The sequence below is a fragment of the Geminicoccus sp. genome, assembly GCF_035556675.1.
GTDB lineage: Bacteria > Pseudomonadota > Alphaproteobacteria > Geminicoccales > Geminicoccaceae > Geminicoccus.
In genome coordinates, this window is the sequence record NZ_DATMFZ010000009.1 from 33737 (window position 1) to 42030 (window position 8294).

Below are 8294 nucleotides of genomic sequence, written 5' to 3' on the forward strand. Positions count from 1 at the left end.
TCCGATGCTCGATCCCTTCTACCTGATCGTCGACCATCCGCGCTGGCTGGAGCGGCTCCTGCCGGTGGGCGTGCGCCTGGTCCAGCTGCGCATGAAGGACCTGCCGCAAGCGGAGCTGCGTGCCTTGGTTCGCCAGGGCCGCGACCTCGCCCAGGCGCATGGCGCCCAGCTGATCGTGAACGACTACTGGCGGCTGGCGCTGGAGGAAGGCTGCGACTTCGTCCATCTGGGCCAGGAGGACTTGGCGGAGGCGGACCTGGCGGCGATCCGGGCGGCTGGGCTGAAGCTGGGGATCAGCACCCATGACGATGCCGAGCTGGACCGCGCGCTCGCGACCGAGCCCGACTATGTGGCCCTGGGCCCGATCTTCCCGACCATCCTGAAGCAGATGCGCTGGGCGCCACAGGGGCTGGAACGGATCGGCGCCTGGAAGCGGCGGATCGGCCAAGTGCCCCTGGTCGCGATCGGCGGGCTCACCCCGGAGCGCGGCACCGCGGCGCTGGCGGCCGGGGCGGACAGCGTGGCCGTGGTCACCGACGTGCTGCTCAACGCCGATCCCGAGGCCCGCTGCCGGGAATGGCTGGACGTGACGAGGCAGCCGGCATGAGCGACCGTTATGCCCGGCAGATGGTGCTGCCAGAGGTGGGCCCGGAAGGGCAGGCACGGCTGACGGCGGCCAGCGTGCTGGTGCTGGGTGCCGGCGGGCTGGGCTCGCCGGTGCTGCTGGCGCTGGCAGGTGCCGGGATCGGGCGGCTCGTCGTGGTCGACCATGACCATGTCGAGACCTCCAACCTGCACCGCCAGCCGCTCTTCCGGATGGAGGATGTCGGCCGACCCAAGGCCCAGGCCGCACGGGACGCCATTCTGGCCTACAATCCGGAGATCTCCGTCGAGCCGCTCGTGCAGAAGCTCACGCCGCGCCTGGCACCGGAACTGGTGGGGCAGGTGGACATCGTGGTCGATGCGGCGGACAGTCTGGCGGTCACCTATATCCTGAGCGATGCCTGCCAAGCAGCTGGGAAGCCGCTGGTTTCCGCCGCGGTACTCGGGCTTGGCGGCTATGTCGGCACGTTCTGCGGGACCGCACCCAGCTATCGTGCGGTGTTCCCCGACATGCCGACCACCGTCGGCTCCTGTGCGGCCAATGGCGTGCTGGGCTCGGTGGTGGCAACCATGGGAGCGCTCCAGGCGCACATGGTCCTGCAACTGGTCTTGGGCCTGGAGCCGTCGCCGTCCGGCCGGCTGGTCTCCGTCGACCTGCGCCGGTTCGGCTTCGGCGGCTTCTCCTTCCTCGGCACGCCCGAGCCCGACGGGCCGGCCATCCCGTTCGTGGAGGCCGACGCGATCCGAGGCGACGACTGCGTGGTCGAACTGCGCGACGCCGCGGAGGCGCCGGAGCCCGTCCACGCGGGCGCCCGGCGCATCCTGCCGGCGGAGATCGGCACAGCCGAACTGCCGCGCGACCGCCGGGTGGTGCTGGCCTGCGCTGCCGGCATCCGGGCGCACCGGGCGGCCCGGATCCTGGCGGAGCGCGGCTGGCGGGACCTGGCGGTGGTGGCGGCCGGCTAGAGGTTCCGGTCGGGGAAGCAAGGATCCGCTGGTTGATCCAGCCGGGTCCTCGACCGGCATGAAGTGGCTGCCCTCCTCGATCAGTTCGGCCGCCGAGGCTGGCTTGCAATGGTCGACGCCCGGTCGTGGCTGACTACATCGTGGCGGCGCTGTCCGATCGACACCGGCTCGATCCGGAGCGCGCCAGGCCGCCACAGGTCGGAGATGGGCTGGTGGTGCGCCGGGGCTGGAACCGCTCGGCCCGGCTCCTGCGCGGCTGAGGCCGAGATCGACTGGCGGTCCGCGGTGATGCATCGTGACCAGCATGTCTGCCTGCGCTGCGCCGAGCAGTCCGGCACCGTGACACCGGCCGAGCGGGCGAGGGTGCCTGCGTCAGACCGGTGGCAGGTTCACCTCGGCTGCCCGGGATCGGCCGGGCAGCGCTCCACCGCAGGATGGGCCGCGTGGCGTTTTGTCACGAATGCCGCCTTGAGCCGGACTAGGCGGCCTTGCGCCAGCGCCGGCTCGCGAAGCTCGCCACCAGGACCAGGAAGATCAGCACGCCGGTGCCGACCTGCTGCCAGTAGAAGTTCCAGCCGATCAGGAGCAGGCCGTTGGCGACCACGGCCAGCAGCAGCACGCCCAGCACGGTGCCCGGCACGTTCGGCCGACCGCGTCGGTCGAGCGTGGTGCCGATGAAGGTGGCGCCGATCGCGTTCAGGAGGAAGGCATTGCCCGAGGAGGGCACATAGGCATTGACCGTGGCCGACAGCATCAGGCCGGCCACCGCGGCGACGAGCGCGCTCAAGAGATAGACCAGGACCAGGTCGCGGCGCACCGGCAGGCCCGAATACCAGGCCACCGCCGGCTGAACGCCGATCGCGGTCACCCGCCGGCCGAACGGCGTGGCGCGCAGCAGGACCGTGAACAGGATGATCAGGCTCGCCACCACCCAGAGCGGCGTGGCGATGCCGAGGATGTCGCCATGGGCCAGGAAGGTCGCGGCCTCGGGCACCTTGGCCTTGGACAGGTAGATCGGGATGCCGCCGCCGGTGGTGAGCTGCTGGACGCTGCGGCCAATGAACAGCGTGCCGAGCGTGGCGAGGAAGGGCGTGATGCCGAGCGCCACGATCAGGAAGGCATTGAACAGGCCGGCAGCCAGGCCGCCCAGCAGGCCCGCCAGCAGTGCGATCCCGAACGGCTGGCCGGCGGCGATCAGGCTGACGAACAGGAGGCTGGCGAAGTCCAGTGCGGTGCCCACCGACAGGTCGATGCCGCCCGACGCCACGGCCAGCGTCATCGCGATCGACACGATCGCCAGCAGGGTGAAGTTGTTGACCAGCACGCTTTCCAGGTTGCTCGGCACCAGGAAGGCCGGGCTGGACCAGGCGAAGAACAGCACCACCAGGAGCAGCGCCAGCGGCAGGCCCATCTGGAAGACGAGGTCCGGCAGGCGGCGCCGGTGCTGTGCCGTGGGGAGGGTTGCCTGGGCCATGGCTCAGCTCTCCTTGCGTCGCAGGACCGAGGTGGCCGCGACCACCAGGAGGATGAGGGCGCCCTGGACGCCGCTCACCCAGTAGCTGGAGATGTTGAGGAGCTGGAAGCCGTTGCCGAGAAAGCCGATGAACAGGGCCGCCAGGAGGGTGCCGCCGATCGTCGGCACCAGGCGGCGCGAGAACACCACGCCCAGCAGTGCCGTCACCACCACGCCCAGCAGCAGCTCGGCCGAGCCTGTGCTGCTGCCGCTCAGGTAGGCGACCGAGAGGATCGCGCCCAAGGCGGCGAACAGCCCACTCACCAGATAGGTCGCGGCGACATAACGTGCGACCGGCAGGCCGGCGGCGCGCGCCGCCTCGCGATGCTCGCCCACCGCCTGCAGGCGCAGGCCCACCGGCGTGAACTGGACCAGCAGGATCAGAACGACGGCCACGACCAGCAGGATCCAGGCGAGGTTGGGCACGCCGAACGGGCCGACATTGTTGATCGCCATGAGGAACGGGGTGGAGGCCGAAAGCACGGTGTTCTCGGTCAGCACCAGCTCCAGGCCGGCGGCGACGTTCATGACCGCGAGCGTGGCGAGCAGCGGCAGGATGCCGACTGCCACCACAGCGAAGGCGTTGGCGGCGCCCACGGCCAGCCCGGTGGCCATCGTAGTCAGGATCGCCGTGGCGTCGCCCTGGCCAGCCTGGATCAGCGCGGCGTAGACGGCGGCGCACAGGCCGAGATTGGCAGCGACCGACAGGTCGATCCCGCCGGTCACCACGTTGCCGCCACCGCCGATGATCACGACCGTCATGCCGAAGGCCAGGATCGCCAGGATGGCGGACTGGGCGATCACGTTGGTGAAGTTGAAGAAGCTCAGGAAGAAGGGTGCGGTCGCCGAGAAGAACACCAGCACGGCGACGAACGCCAGGAGCGAGCCGGCGCGCAGCGCCAGCGCGCCCAGGCGACGCAGGTCGGCACGCTCGCCGCCCGCCTGTTCGATGACCGTGCTCATGCCGCCTCCATCGCGCCGGTCGACCAGGCGAGCAGGGCATCCGAGCTCGCGTTCTCGGCTGGCAGCTCGCGCACGACCGCACCGCGATAGAGCACCAGGATCCGATCAGCGATGCCGGCCAGCTCGTCCAGGTCGCTGGACACGAGCAGCACGGCGGCGCCCCGCTCGACCAGCTCGCCGATCAGCCGGTAGATCTCGACCTTGGCGGCGATGTCCACGCCCACGGTCGGCTCGTCGAGCAGATAGACCTCCGAGCGCCTGGCCAGCCACTTGGCGATCACGACCTTCTGCTGGTTGCCGCCCGACAGGTCGCGCACGGCGGTGTCGGGCCCGGGCGTGCGGATGCGCAGCTCCTCGATCAGCCGGCGGGTCTCCCCGTCCTCCTCGGCGCGGCGCACCAGGCCGCCGCGGACGAAGCGGTCGAGGCTGGCGAGCGTGGTATTGTCCCGCACGCTGGCATCCAGTGCCACTCCCTGGCCGCGCCGGTCCTCCGGCACCAGGGCCATGCCCCGTGCCACCGCGGCTGCCGGGTTGCCGAGCGTCGCGACCTGGCCGCCGAACTCGATCTGGCCGGCATCGGGCCTGTCCAGGCCGAACAGCAGGCGGACCAGCTCCTTCACGCCGGAGCCCAGCAGGCCGGTCACACCCAGGATCTCGCCCCGGCGCAGGGTGAAGGACACTTCCTGGAGGTGCGGGCGCCGGGCCAAGTTGCGGACGGCCAGCGCCGGGGCGCCCGGTGCCACCTGCCGCTTGGGGAACAGCTCGCCGAGGTCGCGCGCCACCATCATCCGGGCGATCTCGCGCGCCGGCGTGGCTGCGGGGCTGACCGTGCCGACATGGCGGCCGTTGCGCAGCACGGTGACCCGGTCGCAAAGCCGCTCGATCTCCTGGAGATAGTGGGAGATGTAGACGATCGTGATCCCCTGGCCGCGCAGCCGCTCGATGATGGCGAACAGCCGGTCCACTTCGCGCTTGACCAGGGCGGCGGTGGGTTCGTCGAACACCAGGATGCGCGGCTTCTGCGCCAGCGCCCGCACGATCTGGACTAGCTGCTGCTGGGCGGTGGTCAGCTCGGAGATGAGCGCGCCCTTAGGCAGTTCAACGCCGAACTGCTCGGTGATCAGCGCTCGCGCTTCCCGCTCCATCCGCCGCCGGGCGAGCAGGCCGGCGGCCGTGTGCTCGCGGCCGAGGAACACGGCCTCGCCCACGGTGAAGCTCGGCACCAGCAGGCGGTCCTGGTGGATGAACTGGATGCCCAGCTGGTCGACCTGGTGCGGGGTGAGGTCGGTGACCGGCTGGCCGTCGATCGCGATCCGGCCCTCGTCCGGGCGGTAGATCCCGGCCAGGACCTTGATCAGGGTCGACTTGCCGGCGCCATTCTGGCCGACCAGCCCGTGGATCTCGCCGGGCCCGACCTCGAACTCGGCTCCGTCCAGGGCGCGCACCCCGCCGAAGTCCTTGATCAGGCCGTGCATCGCGAGCGCTGGCGGCGCGGCAGAATGGTCGGTCGAGGGCATCTGGGTCCGCATGAAGTAGACGATGTCCAAAAATCAGCGCCGGATCGGGTACCGGCCGGCCGGCTGACGGGACTGGGCCGGGGGCGACGTGCCCTGTCACAACCCCTTCATCGGCCGGGCGGGGCAGGACCGGGCAGTGCCCGTCTGCCCCAGGTTCCGTTGCGGCCTTGCGGCCGGAGAGGGCTTGCCCAACCGGCCGCTGGGCCGCCGTCAGCCCTGGCCCAGCTGCTTCTGTGCCTCCGCGGCGTTCGCCTTGGTGACCAGGATCGAGGGTAGGAAGGTGAAGCTCGGCACCGGCTGGCCGGCCAGGTGGCGCGCGACGTTCTGGATCGAGGTCTTGCCGATCGCGGCCGGCTGCTGGGCCGCCACCGCCGCTGCCGGCGAATCCGGGTCCTTCACCAGCTCGACCACCTCCGGGCTGCCGTCCACGCCATAGGTGCGCACCTCGTTGCGGCCGGCTGCGGCAATCGCCTGGGTGGCGCCCAGCTGCGGCACGTCCCAGGCCGACCAAACCGCGTCAACCGAGCCTTTCTCCGGGTACTTGTTCAGCACCGCGGTGATCTGGGTGTAGGCGTCCTGCACCGTGTTGGGGATCACGTCGCGCAGCTCGGGCTCCAGGATCTTCACGTCCGGGAAATATTTCAGCACCGCCCTCAGCTGGTCATAGCGGATGGCGCAGACCGGCACGCCGTAAAAGCCGTTGAACACCACGACATTGCCCTTGCCGCCCAGGTCGGAGACGAGCTGCAGGGCCAGCGACGAGCCGATCATGAAATTGTCGGAGGTGGTGTTGTTGATCGAGTGCGGAGTGGGCACGTCGACCGTGAACAAGGGGATGCCGGCCTCCTTGATCCGGATCAGCCAGGGCTCGATCACGCTGAGCGTGCCCAGCGTCTGCACCACCGCGTCCGGCTTCTGCCCGATCACGGTCTGCAGCTGTGCCACCAGCTTCTGGTCGTTGCGTCCGGCATCCAGGCCCACGGCGGTGCCGCCCAGCCGCTCGACCTCGGCGATCTGCGCCTTGTAGGCCTCGAGATCCCAGTGATGGTCGGTGCCGACGATGCTGATCGCGATCGTCTTGCCTTCCAGCGAAGGCACGTCGTCACCCTCGGCGGCCGCGGCCGGCCGCACCAGGCCCCTGCCGCCACTCAGGCCGATGAGCCCGGCCGCGGCCAGCGCGCCGCCGCCCAGCAGCCCGCGCCGCCCCAGTTCCAGCAGCTTGAAACGATCCATTGGCCTGTTCCTCCCACCCCGAATTCTTGCGTGCCGCTGTCTGTGCCGACGGGAGTGCCGGCCGGCAAGCAAGATAAATCTACGGGTGGCTTAACGAAGAATTGGGTCTGGATCCGAAACGCGTCTGGACGGGCCGATAGCGGCGGGACCATACGGCTGGGACAAGTGCTGCAGGATAGGGACGGGATGGCCACCGGCATGGCAGCCGGACACAGCTATCCGGTACCGCTGCCCCAGTGCAGGTCGCCCAGGCTGTTCTGCAACTCGCTGCCGAAGGTCGACAGGGTACCGATCACGGCGATCGCCAGCAGAATGGCGACCAGGCCGTACTCAAGCGTGGTGCTGCCACGCCGGCAGAGGAACAGGCGGAACAGACGGGCCATCGAGGACCTTCCCGGAAGAAGCGGGGGACTTGCCCGCTCATCCTGGACCCGTCCGGGTTAAGGCATCGTTAGCACCGCAACGAATCGGGCGGCATTTGCCGTCCGCCAGGGCCGGGCTAGCTGGCCGCCTGCTCCTCCAGCCGGCGGATCAGCCCGTCCAGCCCCTCGCGCTCGATCACGGCGGCGAACTCGTTGCGCCAGGTGACCACCATGCTGACCCCGGCCACCGAGGCGTCGATGATCCGCCAGCGGCCATCCTTCTCGCGCAGCCGCCAGACCACGTCGATCGGCTCGCCGCCCTTGGGCGTGACCCGGCTGCTCACCAGGACGTCGTCGCCCGCTTCGGTCTGGCCGCCGACTTCCAGCCTTTCGCCGGCATAGCTGTCGAACCGGCGGCTGTAGGTGGTGATCAGGTGCTCCTGGAACACTTGCGTGAACCGGGCCCGCTCCTCCGGGCTGGCAGTGCGCCAAGCCCGGCCCAGCACCAGGGCCGCGATCCTCGGCATGTCGACGTCGCCCTCCATCAGTTCAGCGAACCGCTGCCGGCGGGCGGCCGGATCGTCCCGGGTGGCGGCGAGCGCTGCCACGGCCTGCTCGCCGAACCGGTCGACCAAGGCTTCCGGTGCCTGGGTTTGTGCCGCTGCGAGCGGCAGAGGCCCGCCGGTCAGGAGGGAGCCCGCGACCAGCAGGGCAGCGAGAAGGGAACGGCGGGACGACATGCAGCGACTACTCCAGCAAGGCCGTACAGGATCTTCACAGGATCTGCCGACCTTCATGACCGCTGCTGGTTAAGAACGTCCTGCGGAATCCGGGGTGATCTTTGTCACAGCACATCCGGCTATGTGCCTGCCGCACCAGCAGCTAGCGATGGGCCAGCACCTGGGGGTGGAGCTGGAACAGCCAAGTCTCTGTGATCGGCTGGCCTTCCAAGCTCATGAAGCAGCGCAGCTCGACCGGATCCTCGCCGTCGAACTTCAGGTCGAACTCGGAACGCCAGCGGTCGGTGTACCAGATCGGCTCGGCGCGCTGGAGGCTGAGCTCGCCGCGGGACGCGGAGGCCTCCACGGTCGGGCGCACGCCCCAGGGGATCGACTTCAGGATCTCGCCGTCCCACTC

The 8294-nt window shown here is 69.9% G+C and carries 10 protein-coding genes; 3 read left to right on the forward strand and 7 right to left on the reverse strand.

What is annotated here, in order from left to right; genetic code table 11:
• Positions 1-4 precede the first annotated feature (4 nt).
• The 3 genes from VNS22_RS00630 (at position 5) to VNS22_RS00640 (ending at position 1829) form a co-directional block, all read left to right on the forward strand.
• Positions 5-607, forward strand: coding sequence for a thiamine phosphate synthase (locus VNS22_RS00630; RefSeq protein WP_325728623.1), 603 nt, complete (start codon positions 5-7; stop codon positions 605-607).
• On the forward strand, positions 604-1569 hold the full coding sequence (locus VNS22_RS00635; protein WP_325728624.1) for a HesA/MoeB/ThiF family protein: 966 nt from the start codon (positions 604-606) through the stop codon (positions 1567-1569). Before VNS22_RS00630 ends, VNS22_RS00635 begins: the two co-directional genes overlap by 4 nt.
• A 125-nt stretch (positions 1570-1694) precedes the next feature.
• Positions 1695-1829 carry a hypothetical protein gene (locus VNS22_RS00640; protein ID WP_325728625.1) on the forward strand — a complete coding sequence of 45 codons (135 nt, stop codon included), beginning with the start codon at positions 1695-1697 and terminating at the stop codon, positions 1827-1829.
• A gap of 218 nt (positions 1830-2047) precedes the next feature.
• On the opposite strand, the gene VNS22_RS00645 is transcribed toward VNS22_RS00640, so the two are convergent.
• The 7 genes from VNS22_RS00645 to VNS22_RS00675 all read right to left on the reverse strand — a co-directional run.
• Complete coding sequence (locus VNS22_RS00645; RefSeq protein WP_325728626.1) at positions 2048-3043, reverse strand: ABC transporter permease; 996 nt, start codon at positions 3041-3043, stop codon at positions 2048-2050.
• A gap of 3 nt (positions 3044-3046) precedes the next feature.
• A complete protein-coding gene (locus VNS22_RS00650) occupies positions 3047-4045 on the reverse strand; it encodes an ABC transporter permease (protein WP_325728627.1) in 999 nt (332 codons plus the stop codon).
• Positions 4042-5574 (reverse strand): sugar ABC transporter ATP-binding protein, encoded by a 1533-nt coding sequence (locus VNS22_RS00655; RefSeq protein WP_325728628.1) that lies wholly within the window; start codon positions 5572-5574, stop codon positions 4042-4044. Before VNS22_RS00655 ends, VNS22_RS00650 begins: the two co-directional genes overlap by 4 nt.
• 198 nt (positions 5575-5772) lie before the next feature.
• Positions 5773-6795, reverse strand: coding sequence for a sugar ABC transporter substrate-binding protein (locus VNS22_RS00660; protein ID WP_325728629.1), 1023 nt, complete (start codon positions 6793-6795; stop codon positions 5773-5775).
• Positions 6796-7010: 215 nt separating this feature from the next.
• Positions 7011-7178 (reverse strand): hypothetical protein, encoded by a 168-nt coding sequence (locus VNS22_RS00665; RefSeq protein ID WP_325728630.1) that lies wholly within the window; start codon positions 7176-7178, stop codon positions 7011-7013.
• A gap of 116 nt (positions 7179-7294) precedes the next feature.
• Positions 7295-7897, reverse strand: a complete 603-nt coding sequence (locus tag VNS22_RS00670) for an ABC transporter substrate-binding protein (protein WP_325728631.1) — start codon at positions 7895-7897, stop codon at positions 7295-7297.
• A gap of 142 nt (positions 7898-8039) precedes the next feature.
• The coding region (locus VNS22_RS00675) for a glucan biosynthesis protein (protein ID WP_325728632.1) at positions 8040-8294 on the reverse strand (255 nt) is incomplete at its 5' end.